Origin of the sequence: Nitrosospira multiformis (assembly GCF_900103165.1) — a bacterium.
GTDB lineage: Bacteria > Pseudomonadota > Gammaproteobacteria > Burkholderiales > Nitrosomonadaceae > Nitrosospira > Nitrosospira multiformis_D.
This window is the reverse complement of sequence record NZ_FNKY01000001.1, coordinates 2,132,837-2,153,200: the sequence shown is the minus strand read 5'-3', so window position 1 is coordinate 2,153,200 and position 20,364 is coordinate 2,132,837. Positions and strand designations below refer to the sequence as shown.

12 protein-coding genes are annotated in these 20,364 nt (G+C 55.2%); 8 read left to right on the top strand and 4 right to left on the bottom strand.

The features are described from left to right. The first annotated feature begins 303 nt into the window (after positions 1 to 303). The 3 genes from BLR00_RS09680 to BLR00_RS09670 all read left to right on the top strand — a co-directional run bounded on the left by BLR00_RS09680 (position 304) and on the right by BLR00_RS09670 (position 2,011). Positions 304 to 666 carry an MTH938/NDUFAF3 family protein gene (locus BLR00_RS09680; RefSeq protein ID WP_074632157.1) on the top strand — a complete coding sequence of 121 codons (363 nt, stop codon included), beginning with the start codon at positions 304 to 306 and terminating at the stop codon, positions 664 to 666. Beyond that, positions 653 to 919: a GDCCVxC domain-containing (seleno)protein gene (locus tag BLR00_RS17015; RefSeq protein ID WP_074632156.1), complete on the top strand. Its 267-nt coding sequence runs from the start codon at positions 653 to 655 to the stop codon at positions 917 to 919. Before BLR00_RS09680 ends, BLR00_RS17015 begins: the two co-directional genes overlap by 14 nt. Positions 920 to 1,000: 81 nt before the next feature. Beyond that, entirely contained in the window at positions 1,001 to 2,011 is a 1,011-nt protein-coding gene (locus BLR00_RS09670; RefSeq protein ID WP_074632155.1) for a 2-hydroxyacid dehydrogenase, read from the top strand. Between the two features lie 52 nt (positions 2,012 to 2,063). Here BLR00_RS09670 and BLR00_RS09665 read toward each other — a convergent pair whose 3' ends face one another. Both BLR00_RS09665 and BLR00_RS09660 read right to left on the bottom strand, forming a co-directional pair. Continuing rightward, positions 2,064 to 7,994 (bottom strand): toxin TcdB middle/N-terminal domain-containing protein, encoded by a 5,931-nt coding sequence (locus tag BLR00_RS09665; protein WP_074632154.1) that lies wholly within the window; start codon positions 7,992 to 7,994, stop codon positions 2,064 to 2,066. Between the two features lie 19 nt (positions 7,995 to 8,013). Then, positions 8,014 to 12,096, bottom strand: coding sequence for a Tc toxin subunit A-related protein (locus BLR00_RS09660; protein ID WP_074632153.1), 4,083 nt, complete (start codon positions 12,094 to 12,096; stop codon positions 8,014 to 8,016). A gap of 605 nt (positions 12,097 to 12,701) precedes the next feature. On the opposite strand from BLR00_RS09660, the gene BLR00_RS09655 reads away from it, so the two are divergent. The 3 genes from BLR00_RS09655 to BLR00_RS09645 all read left to right on the top strand — a co-directional run bounded on the left by BLR00_RS09655 (position 12,702) and on the right by BLR00_RS09645 (position 15,378). Continuing rightward, positions 12,702 to 14,084 carry an MBL fold metallo-hydrolase gene (locus BLR00_RS09655; protein WP_074632152.1) on the top strand — a complete coding sequence of 461 codons (1,383 nt, stop codon included), beginning with the start codon at positions 12,702 to 12,704 and terminating at the stop codon, positions 14,082 to 14,084. Positions 14,085 to 14,200: 116 nt separating this feature from the next. Continuing rightward, positions 14,201 to 14,710: a YeeE/YedE thiosulfate transporter family protein gene (locus BLR00_RS09650; protein ID WP_074632151.1), complete on the top strand. Its 510-nt coding sequence runs from the start codon at positions 14,201 to 14,203 to the stop codon at positions 14,708 to 14,710. Beyond that, the gene (locus BLR00_RS09645; protein ID WP_256324101.1) at positions 14,644 to 15,378 is read left to right on the top strand and encodes a YeeE/YedE thiosulfate transporter family protein; all 735 of its coding nucleotides are present in this window, start codon (positions 14,644 to 14,646) and stop codon (positions 15,376 to 15,378) included. Before BLR00_RS09650 ends, BLR00_RS09645 begins: the two co-directional genes overlap by 67 nt. A 434-nt stretch (positions 15,379 to 15,812) precedes the next feature. Here the strand turns inward: BLR00_RS09645 and BLR00_RS09635 are convergent, their stop codons facing one another. Both BLR00_RS09635 and BLR00_RS09630 read right to left on the bottom strand, forming a co-directional pair. Continuing rightward, complete coding sequence (locus tag BLR00_RS09635) at positions 15,813 to 16,517, bottom strand: transposase (RefSeq protein WP_074632148.1); 705 nt, start codon at positions 16,515 to 16,517, stop codon at positions 15,813 to 15,815. A gap of 258 nt (positions 16,518 to 16,775) precedes the next feature. Further along, on the bottom strand, positions 16,776 to 17,234 hold the full coding sequence (locus BLR00_RS09630) for a hypothetical protein (RefSeq protein WP_256324100.1): 459 nt from the start codon (positions 17,232 to 17,234) through the stop codon (positions 16,776 to 16,778). 213 nt (positions 17,235 to 17,447) lie between these two features. Here BLR00_RS09630 and BLR00_RS09625 point away from each other — a divergent pair, with 213 nt between their 5' ends. Both BLR00_RS09625 and BLR00_RS09620 read left to right on the top strand, forming a co-directional pair. After that, positions 17,448 to 18,758: an MgtC/SapB family protein gene (locus tag BLR00_RS09625; RefSeq protein WP_371130373.1), complete on the top strand. Its 1,311-nt coding sequence runs from the start codon at positions 17,448 to 17,450 to the stop codon at positions 18,756 to 18,758. Between the two features lie 556 nt (positions 18,759 to 19,314). Then, positions 19,315 to 19,737, top strand: coding sequence for a hypothetical protein (locus tag BLR00_RS09620; RefSeq protein WP_074632146.1), 423 nt, complete (start codon positions 19,315 to 19,317; stop codon positions 19,735 to 19,737). Positions 19,738 to 20,364 lie beyond the last annotated feature (627 nt).

The window sequence follows — 20,364 nt, the reverse complement described above, 5'->3', positions numbered from 1 at the left end:
TTTCTCGATTAATGGCGGTCGATTACTATCGCTAGTTTTATTTCAGGACCTTTTGAATTATGTGCCCCAGCGCACTGACTAATATGTGCCTCCGTAACATATTTATGTTAACGATCGATGATCTTAGGCACAGTATGTTTTCCAATTCTAAAACTTCGGCGGGGGAGGGGCAGCAAATATTTTTCAGAAGACTTAGAAAAATATGTAACAGGAAAACGTGGTCTATCCCCTATTTCCTTCGGTCTGCGGCCTCTGCGGCCCACTCATGTTAAACATTAGACGCATATAACAGAAGGAGTCATCATGAAACCTAGAATTGGCGGTACCAAATTTGGCTCCATCACCATAGATGGGTCAGATATCGAGCATGATGTTCTCATCCGGCTTTCAGGGGAGATCAAGAAGAGAAAGAAAAAGCTATCCAAGGCAGTGTTCGGCACATCCCATACAATCTCACTCGACGAAGCTGAGCATATATTCGAAAAGGGAGCAGAACGGCTGATCATTGGCTCAGGCCACGATGGCAATGTAACGCTCTCTAAAGAAGCATCCGAGTATTTCAAGAAAGAGGAGGTCCGGGTTGATCTCTGGCCCACCCCCGAAGCCATTCACCACTGGAACAAGGCTAAAGGCTCAACCATCGGACTTTTTCATGTCACTTGCTGATCCCCGCCAGGATCGATCCTTACCACCTGACACGTGCATTCCTGATGCGCCTCTCCTTGAATCAGTGCTGACATGCCCGTGCTGTGGATATGCCAAACGGGAAATAATGCCGATAGATGCCTGTCTGTTCTTCTATGAGTGCAACGGCTGCAAGGTGCTGCTGCGTCCTCATCACGGTGACTGCTGTGTGTTTTGTTCCTTCGGGACCGTCAAATGTCCGCCGGTTCAGGCACAATCGGGCTGCTGCGGATAAGGCAGCCTTCCCCCAAAGTCCGGCTGAGGCATTCAGCGCTAATTGTTCGGTGCGGGCGAGAGGAACTAATAAGGAGCCTAGATGAAGATCGCTGTTTGTAATGCACAGTCCTATGACCGTCAATTTTTGCTGGCTGCCAATCATGACATCGGGCACGAGTTGATATTTTTTGATTCGCACCTGTGCGAGGAAACGCGCCAGATGGTGGCAGATTTTCCCGCCGTGTGTGTATTTGTCAACGACACGCTGAATGCAGCGGTGCTGCAAACATTGGCGGCGCAGGGCACACGCCTGATCGCGCTGCGCTGTGCGGGCTTCAATAATGTGGATATCCAGACGGCCAATAACCTGGGGCTTCATGTAGTACGGGTTCCCGCCTATTCACCGCATTCGGTAGCGGAGCATAGTGTGGGGCTGATGCTCGCGCTCAATCGGCATCTTCACCAGGCCTATAATCGTGTGCGCAACGGCAACTTCGCATTGCAAGGGCTGCTCGGTTTTGAATTACGCGGCAAAACCGCCGGTATTGTCGGTACAGGGCGCATCGGTGCCGCAGTCGCGCGAATACTGCATGGTTTCGGTTGCCGCCTGGTCGCCCATGATTCGCAAGAAAGTCCGGAATGCATCAGTCTGGGTGTGGAATATGTTCCGCTGGAGCAACTTTATGCGGACAGCGACATCATCACCCTTCATTGTCCCCTCAACTGGCAAACGCATCATTTAATCGATAGGGTGGCGATTACGCGCATGAAGCGCGGCGTAATGCTGATCAACACCAGCCGGGGTGCGGTGATTGATACGCTGGCGGTGATTGAAGGGCTGAAATCTTCAAAAATCGGCTGTCTGGGATTGGATGTGTATGAGCAGGAAGGCGACTTGTTCTTTAAGGATCTATCTGATCAAGTGCGGCAGGATGATGTATTCGAACGCCTGCTGACTTTTCCAAATGTGCTGATTACCGGACATCAGGGATTCTTTACCGCTGAAGCGTTGTCCAGCATTGCGCAAACTACTCTGCAAAACATCAGTGTGTTCGAGCGTGGCGGGGTATGCCAGAATGAAGTGACGGCTGAGTTGCTACGCGCAGATTAGCACTAACTCACATCTTATAGCTCATATTCCAGGATAGCAGCAGACGGCTACATCAGCCCCATTGCGGGATCTTGGGACGATCGGGTTCTGGTGTCACGGGGTCGCTGCCGCGCAGCCCTGGAGGCACATTGCTTTCGGCAATACGCTCCCAGAAGCTGTCCAGCCCGTTTCCTTCGAAAACGCGTGTTGCCTGGAAGAAGCCGAATGCCGCGTTACTCAGCATATGGCCCGATTCATGCTCGAACGTGGCGGGGATGATTTCTCCGCCGACATACCGGGATGTGTTTACGAAACTGAATGCGCCGAAGTTGAATGCTCTCCCATCCAGTTGACCGACCCATCCGCCCACGGTGAAAATGTTTCCCGTTTTCCAGTCAACCTGCATATCCCGGATCCGCAGCGCATCCACTTGCCCGAACGTGACCAGATAGCCGACGACGTTCAGGGCGAACAAGGTAAGACCAATGGCATGGCCCGGCCAGCTCATCGGCATCAGGTAACTGGTCCAGCCGAGTATGCCTTGATAGACATCACTCTTTGCCACTGGCGGGATGACCGAGAGGAAGGTGATGACCCCAAGCGCAGCGCCGATAATCGGCCCGAAGATCATGCCGCCGATCATGGCATTGGCGCCTGCAGTAAATCCGATCAGGGCGCCGCGCAGGGCGCCTTCCCAGCTACCATAGGCAATGCCTCCGACGACAGCGCCAATTGCAGCGCCCGCAAGTCCCGCAACTGCCGCATAGGCCAGGAGCGTGCCGAACCCGATCGCGGTCCCGACTCCGAAGGTCAGCACCGAAACGGCGACAACGGCCACCACCACGGCGATGGCGATGACGATCGCACCCAGCACGTCCCAGAAGCCGAGGCCGCTTGGATCGACATAGCGCACTGGATTATTGCCAGCGTACGCGTAGGGGTTCAGACGCTTCGGTTCCTGGAGCCCCTGTTCCGGTTGATATAGGTAGAGCGGGTCCGGTGAAATGAAGCGGCCCATCGTCGGCGAGTACCAGCGCGCGTTAAAATAGTACAAGCCGATTTCCGCATCGAGTTTTTTCGTCGCGAATGCGGGGGGCAGGGTACCGGACGGTGCAATGAGCACACTTCCAAAAGGGTGGAACGCGGCCTCGGTCAAAAGGCCGCCATCCGCATCGGTATAGATGACCGCACTGCCCAGATGATCGTTGTGGATGAATACAGTCGTCCCCTCGGAGATACGGGCGACTGGCAGGTCTCCCGCCAACACCCAGCGCGTGTCTGAACCATCACCCGATTCGAACAGGTTGTCAACGTAGTGCGTCACCTCCGTCGAACCGGCCTCGGTCGCTTCGCGCCGGCTCAGCACACCTTTATGGTCATAGAAAAAAGCCACATCGGCGCCGCTGTCCAGTTGCACGCGCGCAAGCTGCTGCTTGGCGTCAAAAGTCAGGGTGCGCCCCGGCATGGATACGACGTTGCCGTTCGGATCGTACCCGAACAGGCTAACGGGGTTTATGCCATCGTTGTAACCACTCAGCCGGTTACTATTGCCGCCGTTTTCATAAAAGAGCGGATTGGAGCTGATCATTGGATTGCGAATAAAATTTGCCGCCGCGTCATATTCGTAGACATGCGAATATCCTGCCGCCGGATCGGGACTGGAAGCCTCCAACAGATTGTAGAAGGCATCGTATGCGAAACCCTGCGTCCGCTGAAATCCCGGCGTACCGGGCCGCAGATCCTCGATTGACGCAACGTTCCCGACCGTATTGATGTCGTAACGGGTATGAAAGAATACGTCTCCCGTATCGGGCCGGAACGTCCGGATTTCCCGTAATCGAAGAGAGGCAGGATCATAGCTGTATTCAGTCCGGACCCCGTTCTGATAATCCATCCCCGTTCGCACACCGGCGGCTGTGTATTCGATCGCGTTCAAAACTCCAGGAATGGACCGAAGCAGAAATCCCGAATAGTGCTCGAAATCAATAACCGCTCCATCGGGGTAGGTCAGCTGGGTTATACGGCCGATGCGGTCGAATGAGTAGCTCAGTGCCAGGGCTTCGGTCTGGCCCGGCGCCAGGCGCGAGCGCTCGATGACATTGCCGCGGGAATCGTAGCTATAAGTGGTTTCGCCGGCGGGATCGATCGTGCGTGCAATACGACCCGTCAGATTCGCGCCTGTCCCGGTGTCGTAGAAGTATGTTTCCGGCTCGGCACCCCCATAAGTCGTCCCGGTGATGCGATTCAGTTCATCGAAGCTGCGATTGATGGGCTCGCCGGCCCCATCCACCTGCAGTGCGAGGTTGCCTGCAGCATCATAAGCCAGCAGGCGATGGCCCGCATCCACATGCTCGATCGAAATCTCCTGACCCGTCAGATCGCGGGTGATGCGGCTAAGGATCACTCCCCGGGGATCGGTAATCTGCTGCAAACGGCCGGTGGCATCAAGCTCGTAGCTTGTTGTGCGGATCGATGCCTGGTCGCGCTCTTCCACTCCTACGAGACGGTACCATGCGTCGTAGATCTCGCGCCGCGGTGTCCCGAACGAATCCGCCAGGGCAGGGTCGTTATCCCCGGCATCGGAGAATAGCGTGTCGAACGTTCGATATTCCGCGCCGGATTGGCCGCCATCCGGATGCAAGGTGCGGATCGCGCGGCCCAATGGGTCGAAGAAGAAGCTGCGTCGTGGCGCGGAAGGATCGGTTGAATACGGCTCGAACCCCAATCCTTCGGCATAGAAGGACTCGAATTTTTCGGCTGTCTTACCCCGGGCATTGGAAACGACCTGTCCACTGACGGATACCCTGTTGCCGTCATGCTCGGTGCGGCGCTGGAAGAGGGCTCCGGCCCCATCGAGGTACTCATTGACGGAAATGGTGCGGGAATCACCCGAAAGAACGAGATAATGGGCAGCACGCAGCGCTGGCAGCGTCGCGGTTTCGTATGAATAGGCGACGGTAGGGAGTGCGAGCGTATCGCCGGGGGCCACTACCAGGGCAATGCGCGCCAAGGGGTCGTAGCGCGACTCGGTCACTCCGCCGTTAGGGTTCACCATCCGCCTGGGCCTCGCTACCCGGAGATCATGCTCGACCGTTGCGACAAAGCCTTTTGCATCAGTGATCGACGTGGCGAACAGACCGAATTCGTCGAAGACGTAGGTCGTATCGTTGCCGCGTGCATCACGGCTGACCAGGACGTTGCCGCGCTCATCCAGACTGACCCGTTTATGATTGTACAGCCAGGCTGGCTCGCCATCTTGATCCACTCCATCGTGATACTGCAATGCTGAAAAATCAGGCTCATGCGCACCGTATATGGACGTGGCTGCATTCTTGTGCAGCGCCACCCTTTCGGTGCGGGTGAGCAGTCCATTCGTGACCTGGCCGAGCGCCAATCCCTGGAATGCGGGGCCATCGTAATAATGACGCACTTCGTTGAGCAGATTGCCGTCACCGTCACGCTGGACAATGCGGGAAACGCGGTCACGGACGCGTCCTGCGGGGTCCAGCGCATACTCGGCGTGGGTCGTTACGATGCCGGGTGCGCCTGATCCGCCTTCTCCGCGACGCTCTTCGGTGGTCACATTTCCGGATATATCGAACGTGAACAGGCGCCGCTCGATACGCGCATCGGACGTCCGTTCAAATGTCGATATGGCTGTCTCCCCGATGAAGGGAAACAGAACCCGCCGGCTATCCGCAAGCGTCTGCTCAACCCGCACGGTCCACGTGCTCTCCTCCACACGATATGGAGCCGATGCCAGCGGACCCCCATCTTCTCCGAATACCTCTACCCGGAAAAGCTTGCGTTTCAGGCTGCGCCGAAGCTCCGGATCGGGAACCGCCGGCCGGCCCGACGCTTCGGTGTGATAGTAAAAGACAGTTCGACAGGAGGGAATCGAATCATCGCCTTCTTCAATCTGCTCGGATCGGCCGAATCCGTCGAATTCCCGCCGATACCCATCGTAGTGGCCTTCGTGATAACGATAGCGGGTCACGTTGTGCAGGCCGCTGATCGAGTCATCGACGGTGACGGCCGAAACCACCTGCACCGGAAACGGAAGAAATGATACCCATGGATTCCCTTGCTCCCGGTCGCGCGTTGCTTCTCCGGTCGAGGTCGAGTATTCGATGGCCGTGATGCGGCCAAGTCCATTATCGATGCGCGAAAGCAGGCCGGGCTTCACATCGCCGGTGAAATCGAGGTAGCGATAGTCCGGATACGGGCTCGTCCACAAAATCCCTGCCGTTCCGGTTCCGCTCATGTCCGCGATTCGCAAGGTATCGGCACGCGAGGTTGGCGGCGTGTAGCGAATCGTCTGCGGGGCGCTGAATGAATTTCCCGACTGGTTGATCCAGTAGGTTACCTCGTCATAGCCGACAAAAACGACGTCGGCCAGGCCATCTCCGTTGATATCGACGAGGAACACTCTCGCCGGATCGAACGGATATGTGAATCTCGGCGCGGCCGTCATCTTGCGCGATTCGGAGAAGCGGCCTCCGCCCCGCGAAGGCCAGTATTCGAAGTAACCGCTGCTGAATAACACCACATCTGCAAGCCCGTCACCATTGATGTCGGCGAGACGGACGCGGGGATCTCCCGAAGAAAGATTCGGCACCGGTGCCGGCAGATCGTCACGCGGGACGAGCCGTGGGGGTGCCCACCCCGCGGAACCCAGGTTGTCGTATACCTGAAGACCGGTGCGGCCATCGTGCACCGCATCAACAAGCCCGTCGCCATTGACATCCATTAACTGCAGGCCACCGGTTTCAAAAGCGAGCTGCGGTTGCCGGACGTACCGGTTGAAATCGGCGAACGCGCCGGTTCCCTCATTGCGGTAGAAGCCGCTTAGCGTGCCGCTGCCGACGAGCACATCCGCCGCACCGTTTCCATCCATGTCGGCAAATTGCACGCGGTCTTCCCCTGTGGAGAAGACGGCCGGGAACTGCGGCAAGGAGCGGGGCGGGCTCCACCTGAGCTTGCCCGTATTGGACCAGTAGCGCGCCGCACCGTTTTCAATCGACAGAATACCAGGCAGACCGCGACCCTCCAGATCGATCAGTTCCAGATTCGGCTGGTCGAGGCCGGGAGGCGCGGCGCCCGCTTCAGCTGCGAACTTCCTCAGACGGCGGCTTGAGGGGGAGAATCCGGTATAAGAAAATTCCAGCGGCGGAAGTGACGCCGACTCTCCCGTCTCCGGATCGAAACCCGAAAATGTGACCGACCGAAGAAGCGACAAACCGGAGTAAGGCTCCGTATCGTACGCCAGTGCCCACGTTCGCACAGCGGCCGGACCCAGCGGTTCGACATGAAGCGTGACACGCGAGCAACGAAGGGCGGTATGCACCTCAAAGCCGCTGCGAAAATCCGAGAACGAGTCCGGGCGGGCTTCATATTCGAACCGGACCGCATAGACGGCGTAGCGAATTTCCTCGATATAGCGCTGGCCTTGTTCCGTTCGATACCGGTATGTGATGGTGTTTCCCGCGGTATCCTCGGTGCGTTCGATAAGCCAGGCGAACTCCCGGGTCGTCCCGTTATCATCGAATTCGACCCTGCTTTCAGCCGTAGTCCCGAAGGTGTGGCGTATGCCGGACTTTTCCGTGACCTGCCATCCGGACGCCATGCGGCTGAATTGCTCGAATCCGTTCTCGATGGATGCCCGAAAGGTATCGGAGCCCACGGGCAGGAGTTCCGTTTGTCCGGCGAACAGGAATGTATCATCCTCCGTGTAGGAGGGCGTGCCTCGAAACGTACGGCGGCTGATGGCGGCAAAAGGCAGCGACCAGCCCAGACCCCAGGCGCCATTGCCGGCGCCGGTGCTGTAGCCGAGGGCGAGGCTGGGCTGGAAATTCCGTATGCCCGGCAACAGATCGAGAGGAACCCGATAGTTGCCGACTCCGGAATTCAGGTCCGGCTGAAATGTTTCGCCGAGACCGCGAACGTCGCCGCCGCCTCCAGGATTGGAGGCAGATTGGCGATTGACAGGCGATTTATTGGCCACAGGCTATCCTCTTTCCGTTTCAGAGATCCACGATGCGGAAGTTGTCGAAGTGCACTCCCGCGCTGCCCCAGCTGAAAAGTCCGGCACGTCCTGCGCCGGGTAGCGACGCATCCTGCCCCGACAATGCCAGTTCGTCATTCAGGTACGCGTTCAGCTGCGTTCCACTGATGCGTACCTTCAACGAATAACTCGTACCGGCGTTGTATCCGCGAGTCGTATCCAGCGCGGCGGTATCGAGTTCCTGGAATATGCCGACGACCTTCTTGCCCATGCGGCGATAGTTGCGCTGCCGGTCCATCAGGAAGTAATAGAAGTTGTCCACATCCTGCCAGCGGAACACCACACCGATACCATCGTCATCTTCCGAAGTGACGTCGACGACCAGGATGAAATTCTGGACCGCCGGCAGTTCGGCCGTCGTTTTCCGAACGAGGTAGGTACCGGGTTTTTCAGGTCCGGTCGCGCCGGCTCCGAATGGACCGCCGTGTATATCCGACAGCTGATCGATGCGCTGCGCTTCGGCATTGAAGACCCACTCCGATGGCGCGGAGACGGTGGCCTGCGGATCATCAACAACGTCAAAGTTCGCGAGTGTATCTGCATCAAAGCGATCCAGCAGCAGCAGGTAAGGCTGGCCGAGTATGCGGCGGGGGGTAAACTCGTACTCCGTGGTCATCACGATATTTTCCACTTGCGACCATTCGAAGCCGGCATCGAACCGGGCCTGGTTCTCCGCAATCGGGACAGTGATTTTCCACTCCTGCAGCCATGGCTTGCCAATGAATGCATTGAGCGGGTTCGAACCACCCGTGGAAAGCGCGCCGTCGCTGGTCGTGGTCTGGGTGGCGGCAGTGCCATCGGCGGTGGATACCTTGACGACCAGGTTCTCGGAGGTTACGCCTTCGTCCGTTTCGATCAGGAACGTGAGTTCGCGTACGCGCGGGTCCAGATGATAGAAAGGGAGCATGGTCGATCGAAGCGTGAACGTCACCTCGCCGGTATCCTGGAACGCGAAGAACTCGTCGAAAAGCTCATACCGGAGTGCGACGGTGCGGCGTCCGGCATTCAGCTGCTCGACCGCGAGTTCTTCCAGCACCTTCGGCTTCAGGTTCGGATCGAAGAACGACTCGTAATAAAGCACGAGCTTTATGTCGGTAATGTAGTTCAGGATGATGTCGTTTGCCGCAGGATTGAGCTCGAGTACCCATGAGGTTGAGACCGGGCTGTTTTCGAAAATCGCCAGCATCTCGACATCGGGCGTGAAGATCACGGCATCCGCAGCGATGCGGTACTGCGACAGCAGCAGCGTTTCTGGTTGCAGCAGCCGCATCTGGATGCCCCCATCGCGCATTCGCGACAGGCAGAGGCCGGTGTTGGTCAGGCTCGCGTGTATTCCGCCGCGGCCGATCAACCCCTCGACGAGTACCTCGGCGCGCTTGATGCGCTGAAGGTAGGCGCCGGGATAGTTCCGGTCGAAATCGCTCAGCTCGGTACGGAAACCCATGGTCCCCGTCCGCTGAAAATCACGCAGGAACTGGACCGGGTAGCGATCCGCCAGAGAGATGATTTCCTTCATCGGCTGTTTTTTCTCACCGAGAATGATCCGCATGAAGGTGAACGAATCGATGTCGCGCAGTAGAAAGTCGCCGCCCAGAAGACCAGCGAGGTCGTTCCGGACATAGGATGGCTTGATGATATTGACCGCCTTGCCGACCTCAAACTCGTAAGCCTGTTCCATCAACCGGGCTATCACAATGGCCTGGTTGAGATATGACTTGGAAATCTGGCGAATCTCGTTCGCCAGGCGATTCCAGAGATCAGGCGTAAACTCCTGCGAGTCGAACAGCGCCAACTGCTGCTCGGCCTGCTGCTTGCGCAGCGTGGCGATATTCTTCTGGATATCGGCGGCCTCTTTCTGTTTGTTCGCGATATCCACCTGTTCATCCGCGACTTTCTTCGCAGCCTCCAGTTCGCTGATCCGGCGATCCATGTTATTGAGTTCGAATTCGCGCGAGATCTCGCTGCGCCGCTGTGTCAACGTACGGAGCACTTCGTCGACACGGTGGGTTCCGTTCGAGATTCCATATTCCTCGTAACCGGAAAAATCGTACTCGGTCGTAGGAGCGCCCACATACGTGATCTCGGAGTCCAAGGCCATCTCTTCCAGGCTCACATCCTCGTATTCCGTTTTCAAATCCCTGGCGTTCTCAAGCTGTGTGTTTGCATAAGCCTGGTTCGCTTCGATTGCTTCCTTCTGTTCTTGTGCTATTTCTACCTTCTTGATTTCGAGTTGTTCGTTTGCGGTCTCCAGGTCAACTGCATTCTCCAGCATCGACCGCTGGAACTGCTCCTGCTCGGCGCTGGTCTTGAAATTGATGTATGTCCGCTCCGCCTGAATCGCATTCTCGGCGAAGTAGCGCGCGGTATTTTGCAAGTAGTCAAAGCGAAACACTGGAACCTGTTCGCGAGCCATGCTGAGCAATGGAAAATCGATCCCGTCCTCGATGTTTTGAATGTTGAGTTTGGCAAGCAATACCACGGCAGCGATGGACGGGTTGTGCACCTCGGCATCCAGCGGCTGTGGTGCCGCAAGAATGGCTTGTACCTGCGCTGTCAGCCCGTCGAACACCGGCGACTTGTAGAGCGCAGAAGCCGGATCCAGAATGGGATCGGTGAGACGCACGATCTGTTCGTACCTCGTTCTGGCTTCGGCCTTTTCACCGGATTCGAACAGAAAATTACCCCATCTGGCGTATGCATTGGCCAGCTTCAACCAGACCATCGGCGCTTCAATGGCCTGGTTCAGGTATTGATAGTCGCGAGCCTTTTCGTACCAGGTGATGGCTTCTTCATAATCGCCCAGCTCCAGGTAGCAATCGCCAAGACTCAACGGAATGGTGAAGCCGTAGGTGTGGGGAATATAGGCAATGAAATTGGTGTCGATGATCTCGAAAGTCGCGAGTGCCGCAAGCGAGGTTGCGGTGATTCGCGGCTGGTAGATACTTGCCGTCAGGTTTGCGGCTGCATTGACCTGAAGATCGACGCTGACGACCTGATCGCCTTTGAAGATGCCGAATTGCTGGGCGCCGCTAGATGGAGAAACGGCGGGCGACAGGCTCATATACTGGTTGGAACCTGATGGCGAATTAAGAATGAGGCCGAGTCCCTCGCTGCCCATCGGTCTCTGCATTGCGGTAGCCGTACCGGGGTTGAGCGGTTGCGAAAGCGTGCGCCCAAACGACAGGGGCACGGAGTCTCCCGCCACCTGGAAAGCGGCGCCGGAACTGCGCGCATCCCCGGTCAAGGCCGCCACAACCCCGAGGTTGCTGCTGATCGCCCCGAGTCCGGGCGTTTGCGGAGATTGCCCGGGCGCTGCGGCTGCAGGTGCGGCAGCTGCGCCAGGCGTTCCGGCTGCACCCACGACGCCGGGTATGATCGCCGGCCCGATACCCGCGCCTGTGCGCTGTGCAAGCTCGAATGCTTTCACGAAACTGTCGCGGGCATTATCAAATTCGCTTTGCTGCACGGCAGCGATGCCTGAGGCCACCATGAGATTCGATTCCAGTTCGCGGTCCCTTCCGCCATTGAGTTCGAGCGCCTGGCGAATAATGGGTCGGGCCTCGGCAGTAGCTCCAGCCTGAAGGTACGTCGAAGCCTGTTCATAAAGAACGGCTGCGGGCGATGCCACCACGGTGCTGCCCGTGCCACCGAACTTCTGCACGATGGACGAGATTTCCTGCGACGGACTATCGAGCGATACTATTGGACGCTCCCCCACGACAGATCGGTATTTTGCAACCTGGGCAGTGGCAGTAACCATCATATCGGTCAACTGCATTTGCTTGAGCACAGAGGTAGTGATTGCAGTAACGTCAACCGGGAAATAGGGATGAAGGAACTTGTGCAGCAGGGCATAGGCTGTCTGATACTCGCTCAGGGCGTTCTGGAACTCGTCCTGGAAAAAATAATGGTGCCCATTCGCGAGATGTCCCTGTACTTGTTTTTCCAGCGCCAATTTCGGATCAACTTCGGTCAGCTGGAAACCGAAAACCTGAGGGATGACTTTGTAACTGTAATAATTGCTGAGATACTTGGTTGCCATAGCTGATTCCTCATTTGATCGGCTGTATGCCGGCTTAATTGAGCTTTAACCTAATCTGCCCTGTAGCGAACTTACCAAAAAGGTGAGGGTCAAGTAATGCAAACAGTCTTTGTGGATCATAGTGTTAGGATAAAGATAGAGTGGTTAACTGCCAGATTTTGGTTCAATGGCTACAAAAAGAAATTTAATATCTACCCATTACAGGCTCCGTCGGCGCATCGGTATAACTCCACTTTTTTATAGACGGCATATTTAGAAATAGCAAATCCAATACGTATTGCCTTATAAAAAATTACCGAGAGGGATCAATAAATCGTTGCCGATATTCAAGTAGGCCAAACTGACCGGTTCGCCCCCATGCCAGCCTATTCACAGGGGCAGTCAAAACGCACATCGGCCTGAACACAATCAAACGGGCGCAATTCCGCTGGATTGAACCGGGCAGTCGTTCGCGCGAGTTTATTCCTGGGCTTACGCGCACTTTCCGGATTATGTGTCCCAACGCACTGACCAGCCTTTGCGCTGGCAATATGCTATTTTTCATGGCCGTACGTTTATCCAATCAAAACCAGCGAAATTGCGCCGAATCGGGAAGGGAGTAGCGAATGTTTTTCAAAAGACTGAAAGCCTCGGGCCTGGGGCAGAACTCTTACCTGCTTGGGTGCGGGGAAGGGCTTGCCGTAGTGGTCGATCCGCGGCGCGATATCGACGAATATCTGGAGCTCACTCGGAGAAACGATCTGAGTATTGCCTATATACTCGAAACGCACCGTCAGGAAGATTTTGAATTCGGTTCGCGAACGCTGGCGGCGATGACGGGCGCCCGAATCGTGACGGGTACGCACGAGCTGTTTGGCCACTCGGATGTCAAGCTTGCGGATGAAAAAGAGCTCAAGGTGGGTACTACGCGTATCGTAGCGCTTGCAACGCCGGGCCATACGCCGGAAAGCGTAAGCTATGCCGTCTATCCACAGGATACCAAGGATAAATGCTGGGGTGCCTTCACCGGCGATGCGCTTTTTGTCAGCGAGACTGGGCGCACCGATTTGCCGGACCCGGACCAAACCGGTGAAAACGCCGGCATTCTCTATGATTCCATTCACCAAAAGATTGCCCCGCTCGGTGATCAGACTTTGCTTTTTCCCGCACATGGGTCCGGCTCGGCATGTGGCGGGAATATTTCCAAGCGCGATGACTCCACGCTGGGTATCGAAAAAGAAACCAATCTCGTCTTCAAGGTGAGCCGCATGGAATTCGTCGACCACAAGGTGGCCGAGAAACTGCCGCGCCCGCCCTATTTTTCTCATATGGAACGGGTCAATCTGATGGGGGGAAGACCGCCCGGGTTATCGGCGGAGTTCCGCGTCTTTCAACCCGGAGAGTTCCGGGAAAAGATGAAGGACGCAATCGTGATCGATTGCCGCTCGCCAGATACCTTTGCGGCCGCGCATATTCCCTTGTCCTACAACATCTGGCTGAAAGGGCTGCCGGCCTTCGGCGGCTGGGTGGCGGACGAACACACGGCAATACTTCTCGTGCTCGATGAGCCGGGCCATATTCAGGAGGCGGTGACGTCCCTGTCGCGCATCGGCATCGACAGAGTAGAAGGCATGCTGGCGGGCGGCGTGGAAGCCTGGCGGGAGCAGGGGTTGCCCATTTACGGGCTGGGCACCATCAGTGCCGAGGAATGCGCCAACTGGATACAGGACCGCAAGACGAACGTACTCGACGTGCGGGATGATAACGAATGGGCAAAAGAACACATACCGGGCGCCCTCCATACCTTTGTGGGCCATCTTGAGGACAGTATTCCTCAACTTCCGAAAGACAGCGAGCTGGTGGTTCACTGCAGTGTCGGGCATCGGGCCGGGCTGGCTGCAAGCATCCTGGAACGGAATGGTTTTTCTAAAGTTTATAACATGCTGGGAGGTCTCTGTGCGTGGAAAGCGCTGGACCTGCCATTGGAAAAGACGGGCGATGCTGGGTAAGCTCAGCTATGGAATCAGTCATCAAATAGTTTAGAGGAAACCTCTGGATTCCCGCTTTCGCGGGAAAGACGATGCTCCCTATTTGATGGCCGACGTAACCTTGATGCGAGGCATCAATGGAACATGACGGTGGTGCATGGTCTCCTTATCTGGTCGGGGCGCTCATTGGGGTGCTCTCGATGGCGACATTCTATTTTTCCAATCAACCGATTGGCGCTTCAACATCTTTCGCGCGTATTGCCGGGCTCATAGGAAACCTGTTTTCCAAAGGCCATACCGAATCCCTCAAATTTTTTCAGGAAACAAAGCCGCAGATCGAGTGGGGCGTCATGCTCATGGTCGGCATTATTTTGGGTGCTTTTCTGGCCGCTTATACAGGGGGAGAAATTACCGCGCAATGGATACCGCCCTTGTGGGAAGAACACTTTGGCTCAAGTCGCGCACTACGTCTTGGGGTTGCATTTATCGGCGGCACGGTTATGGCGTTTGGCGCACGGCTCGCGGGTGGATGCACGAGCGGGCACGGCATTAGCGGAGCCTTGCAACTCTCGGTGGGTTCGTGGATCGCGCTGATGTGTTTTTTTGCAGGCGGTGTTGTTACCGCAAAACTGATGTTCAGCATATAGGGAAGGCACCGGACGCTATGGATCCCATTACGCCAGCAACACAGGAAATGCCTTCATCCGTTGCTTTCCCGATCCCGCAAAAGAAGCGGAAAAACGAAAAGGAAGCATCAAAAAAGCAATCAGCAGGAAAAGCAGATGGGCCCAAACAACTTGTACTCGGGCTGATCTTTGGTATCGCATTCGGTTTTTTGCTTCAGAAGGGCGGTGTTGCCAAATACGATGTACTGCTGGGGGCACTTTTTCTGACTGATTTTACGGTAATGAAGATCATGCTCACCGCGATCGCCGTCGGCATGATCGGCATCTTCTCAATGTATGGCCTGGGGCTTGTCCAACTGCATGTGAAACCCACGCGCTATGCCGCAAACATAATCGGGGGGCTGATTTTTGGTATCGGCTTCGCACTGCTGGGCTACTGCCCGGGTACTGGCGCCGCGGCGCTGGGGCAGGGCAATTACGATGCGATTGCTGGCATCATGGGCCTGCTGGTAGGTAGTTATCTCTATGCGGAGTTGTCCGGTTACCTGGATTCGACGATTCTGAAGTGGGGCAACCGCGGCAGAATCATGCTTCCCGACCTGATGGGAACGCGGCTTGCAATCTTCATAATTTGTTTTGTGCCCTTATTGATCCTGATTCTTTTCGGAATAGAAAAGTATTCTCAATAAGCTACACGAGCGCAAGTGGCTAGCGATGCCGCCGAAGCGATCACCGCTAGCCTGTCATCGCCGACGGGGAAGCCTGATGCCTCCCCCATGAGGACTCCGTCGGCACCGACACCTGCCTGCTTTATCGTACCCCTGGTGTACCTGGCGCACTCACTGGTAGCACTGTGATAAAGAAGAATCTATCGAGAATTGCTTCTCAGTGGTTTGCAACCTCCTTGCCTGGGCCATGGTTTGCAAACTGATACGGCTTTTTCTTTTTCCATACCACTTTGCATAACGGATCACTGAGAACGGTCGTTTTCTGGGCCAGATTCCTGGCTAATCCGCTTAACGCAGCCACGCTGATGACTATAAAGACAATAAGAAGTATCAGTGGGAACCATTTTTTTACCAATAGATCACCTCCTTGGTGCACGATAGCCGCCGTAATGATTTTACTTTTGCTGGCCACCCTGCACACTCCTGCGGATATAGTTATCCTCGTTAGCAACGTTTACATAACCGACGTAGCCAAAGTACTTCTTTTTATTTCTTCTTATCCAGGTAGCGTCCGGTTCGGGACGCCGGATTTTAATGTAGCTAACCAGTTTGGGATATTTCGCTGGAATGCCACCTTGCTTGTTGCCAACCTCGTTGGCCTCGGGCGTACCTGTGGTATCCGGATTATCAATCGTGTCTTGCTTGGGGCAAGCGGGCGATTGCGCACGCACGTCGTCAGTAACAGCAGGGTGCGAGTCCTTTATCATGAGGCCATGAGCTTGCAATTCCGCATTCACGCCAGCGAGCATTCCAGCTAGCCTGCCCGATGTAATCAGGCGATTTCGAAAACGGCATAGCGTGATTTCATCCGGCGCATCATCAGAGAAACCGCCGCAAAAATCCATGAAGTCGGTACGCATGCGCAGTGCCTCTTCAAGCTTCGGATCCGACAGGCTGTGCCACTGGCCCAACAGCACTGTCTTGAACATGACCAGCGGGTCTATGAGCTTTTGTCCTTCGCCCTGACTAATCTCGCGTCTATATATCTCCATAAGCTCGGTACGAAGCCCTTCCCAGTCAATCAGCGCATGGGCTTCCATCAATACGGTATCGCATTTCGTGCGTGCTTCTTTTTTCATCGATCCCAAATCTGTCTGCATTTGCATTGACTCCCTTTGAGATGTTCTGTTTGATTCAGATTAAAGAAGGGGACACTTCACCCTTTGCACCAAGGCCTGGTTTGATTGCGTATCCAGCGATGAAATTGCGAAAGAAATCAGCCGTGAGTTGTTTTCTCTGAATGGTTACTCTGTTCAATCCTGAATCCGGCAGCGGGACGTGCGGAAATGGTCAAAATTGAAAGAAACATCATTATTAATCATGGTTCTAACTTCATAGAATCCGCCGCCGGATTCAGGTTAATTACTACCCGTAATGTCGTTCGAGCGCAGCTTGTACTTTACGATAGCGGGAGTATCAGCCGTTTGCCGGACAAAGACGCCTTGATCCTCCCGCGCGAGGCTTGCTGCTTTTTGCCGGTGAGCATCCGCCTCGGCAAGGCTTTGTTCCACAGCCAGTTCATATCTGTTCAACAAAGCCCATGTGTGCGATTGCCGGTCTTGCGCTTGCCGGCCATAGAGATAGCTTTTTTCCTGATAGTGTTCCAGCAATTGCCTTTGCTCCTCCGCCTTTACCCGCATTTCCAGAGCCAGCTTCTCGAAATGCTTCCATAAGGCGGTATGATCGCTGCGGGTTCTTGCGCTTTGAACCGCTTTACGGAGAGCGGGGCTACTGATTGCCTCGTGATGGCTCATCGGCGCGCACGACGCCAATAAACCGAGCATGGATAGCAGCGCTACAAATCGGATTACTTTCATACGACAACACCTGCTTGGAGAATCTCATCACTGCGATGAGAGAAACGCGTGGGCAAAGTGCGGCACGTGAATGCAGGTTATCAGTCATCCATGACTTTGTCAATATAAACATGTTTAAAGTGTCTAAATGGCATTCGGAGCCTTATTCAGGAAAGGGGTAATGAGTACACTATAATAATTTTATGGTTTCCAATCTGGCTTCCGTAGGAGGGGTTGCGCTACGCTTCATCCTACATATACTCCATAACAATAGAGGAACTGATCGCCGCGATGACCTTTCTCTCCGATAACTGGATGAAAATCGCTGTGGCGTTGGGGATCGGCTTGCTGATAGGGGTCGAGCGCGAGCGCAGAAAAGGCGCAGGGCGGGACCGTGCGCCGGCGGGGATTCGTACCTATGCCGTCACAGCCCTGCTTGGCGCGCTTGCTTTCGAACTGGGAGGGATTCCGTTACTGGCAGTGGTGACGCTCTCGGTAGCCGGATTCATCGCATTGGGCTATTTTCGCACACGCAGTCAACGCGATCCGGGCCTTACCAGCGAATTTGTACAGCTTCTGACGTTATTGCTCGGCGCGCTTGCCATGCGCGAACCGCTGCTCGCATCCAGTCTCGGCGTTACGGTGGCACTCCTGCTCGCGGCACGAACTCGCATCCACACCTTCGTACGCAAAACCCTGACCGAAGCCGAGTTGCACGATGCGCTGGTGCTTGCCGGTGCGGCGCTGGTGGTGCTGCCCTTGATGCCGGACCGTTACATGGGCCCCTTCAATGCGATCAATCCGCATACCTTGTGGATCATCGTGGTGTTGATGATGGCGATCAGCGCTGGGGGGTATATCGCCTTGCGCCTGTTTGGTCCGCGCTATGGATTGCCTGTTGCCGGACTGGCCTCGGGGTTCGTATCCAGTTCGGCGACGATAGCCTCCATGGGTACGCTTGCTAAACAGAGGCCGGAACTCATGCCAGCGGCGGTAGGGGGCGCTGTTCTCTCAACTGTGGCCACTATTACTCAGATGGCTATCGTACTCGGCGCGACCCATCCCGCAACACTTGCCGCCATGGCGGTGCCACTCCTGTCGGCGGGATTCATGGCGGTGGCCTACGGAGCATGGTTTTTTATGAAGGCGCTCCGGCAGAAAATCCCTGAAACAATCGAGATGGGCAGGGCATTCAGCTTTCGCACTGCGCTCATCCTCGCCACGACGATGGGGGCCGTGCTTCTGGTCGCGGCAGCACTCAATGCCTGGCTGGGCAGCGCGGGGCTGATCGCAGGCACCGCAATCGCCGGTTTCGCCGATACGCATTCCCCTGCGGTCTCGGTAGCGTCGCTGGCAGCCGGGGGTAAGCTTGAGGCGACCCAAACCATATTGCCCATCCTTCTCGCAATGAGCACAAACACCGCGACTAAAATGATATTGGCGGCATCCAATGGCGGCAGCCATTTCGCATTGCAGGTTATTCCGGGATTGCTGCTGACTATCGCGGCGGGCTGGCTTGGCGGATTGCAAGCCATGATGAATTAAGAAGCCTTTGCATAGATCCGTGCGTTTCAACGCCGTCAGATCAGTATCGATCTGAAGAATAGCGGGCGTGCCGCCTCTGTCGGCAAGCAAGACAATGCACTCGCGTAGCTGACAATTCGAGTCTGGCCGGGCGCGATAGCGCAACACGGGGGTGAAAATGTTCATCAGCCCACAAGCCCAGCACTCAGACAACTACCACGCTGTCTTTAAGACCCGCCACCACTTCCCGCCGGGCTTGTGGGCTTACCACTTTCATGAGACCGCGTCCTTCAACGCTGCATGCTTGTTATTCTCTGCTTCCAGCGCCTTAGTCCAGATCCTTGAATTCAATCCATTATCTAAGGGTTTCACTTAGTACAAAATCAGGAATTTCCTTAGTATTGAATCAGGGTTTCCCCAATACCATTTTGATGGTAAGGGACTTAATATGAAGTCACATCTTAGGACTCTGACCATCCGTCCAGTGTAAGGACTCTGACCATTCGTCCGGTAGCAAAAGGGACTCTGACCATCCGTCCAATATTGATTTTTAATCAAATGGAACAGGAGAATCAAAATGGCAACGACACTCGGCATAAAAGCAAAAGATACTTTTGCGGTTTTATCCCTGCTTGGTTTATTGGCTGTGGGTGCGCCCATAAGCACCGTAAAAGCAGAAAATCTTCCTGAATCAGCAATTCAGACTGCAACAGCCCCAAGTGAGCATAGCGTTTTGGCGAGGCGTTTTGAAGGCGCCGCCCACGAAATGCAGGCAAAGGCGGATGAGCAGAAGACACTGCTTGAACAGTATGAGCAGACGCGTCTGTATGGCTGGCAAGCGCACAATTTGAAATCGCATACCACAGCTTTGATACGTAAGTATGAGCAAGCTGCGCGGGCCAACATGAAGGAAGCCATGGCTCATCGCCAAATGGCGCAACAATCTAAGCCAGATTACGCGATTCATGGCGGCCAAATGCCACAAACAGGAAGTAACTGATACAGGCTGCACTTGGCAAGGCAAACTCGGATGCATCAGCAAGCATACAGGTTTGCCTGTCATTTTAGGACTCTGATCACCCGTCCGTAGCAGGGCTCTGAATACCTGTCCGTCGGCGCAATGCCGGTTTATACCAAGGACTCTGACCATCCATCCAGCAGTTATCGTTTGGCAACATTCTTGTACGCAAGAAAATGATTACACGTTTTGCCTGCTTGCGGCACTTCGAGGAGCAGACGGCAGAGATAGCGAAAGGCAAGATGAAGCTTTGAATGCAATTTTTTTGCTATAGCGGTAGCAATTTACCGTTTTTTTGTGGAATAATTGTAATTGAGAGAGTTAATAAATCATTCTGGGCTACATTAACTACTTCTACGTGTCATCTTAGGACTCTGCGCATCTGTCCAGTAGCAGGACTCTGAATACCTGTCCATCGGCGCAATGCCGGTTATATCAAGGACTCTGACCACCCGTCCGCAATTATTGCAACAACAACGGAGTAGAAGGAACTCAAACCTCAACCGCATTGCGAGGGGCGAAGTGACGGCACACAAGCGGATCGCGAGGACAGCATATCTTTTTTGCTGGAACTAAGTCTACTCTTGCTCTTCCGGCATATACCTTCGT

Bases quoted from the DNA above. Each gene is read 5' to 3' on its own strand.
- BLR00_RS09670 (WP_074632155.1), top strand. From the start codon at position 1,001: ATGAAGATCGCTGTTTGTAATGCACAGTCCTATGACCGTCAATTTTTG.
- BLR00_RS09630 (WP_256324100.1), bottom strand. From the start codon at position 17,234: ATGAAAGTAATCCGATTTGTAGCGCTGCTATCCATGCTCGGTTTATTG.
- BLR00_RS09655 (WP_074632152.1), top strand. From the start codon at position 12,702: ATGTTTTTCAAAAGACTGAAAGCCTCGGGCCTGGGGCAGAACTCTTAC.
- BLR00_RS09660 (WP_074632153.1), bottom strand. From the start codon at position 12,096: ATGGCAACCAAGTATCTCAGCAATTATTACAGTTACAAAGTCATCCCT.
- BLR00_RS09620 (WP_074632146.1), top strand. From the start codon at position 19,315: ATGGCAACGACACTCGGCATAAAAGCAAAAGATACTTTTGCGGTTTTA.
- BLR00_RS17015 (WP_074632156.1), top strand. From the start codon at position 653: ATGTCACTTGCTGATCCCCGCCAGGATCGATCCTTACCACCTGACACG.
- BLR00_RS09650 (WP_074632151.1), top strand. From the start codon at position 14,201: ATGGAACATGACGGTGGTGCATGGTCTCCTTATCTGGTCGGGGCGCTC.
- BLR00_RS09680 (WP_074632157.1), top strand. From the start codon at position 304: ATGAAACCTAGAATTGGCGGTACCAAATTTGGCTCCATCACCATAGAT.
- BLR00_RS09635 (WP_074632148.1), bottom strand. From the start codon at position 16,517: ATGCAGACAGATTTGGGATCGATGAAAAAAGAAGCACGCACGAAATGC.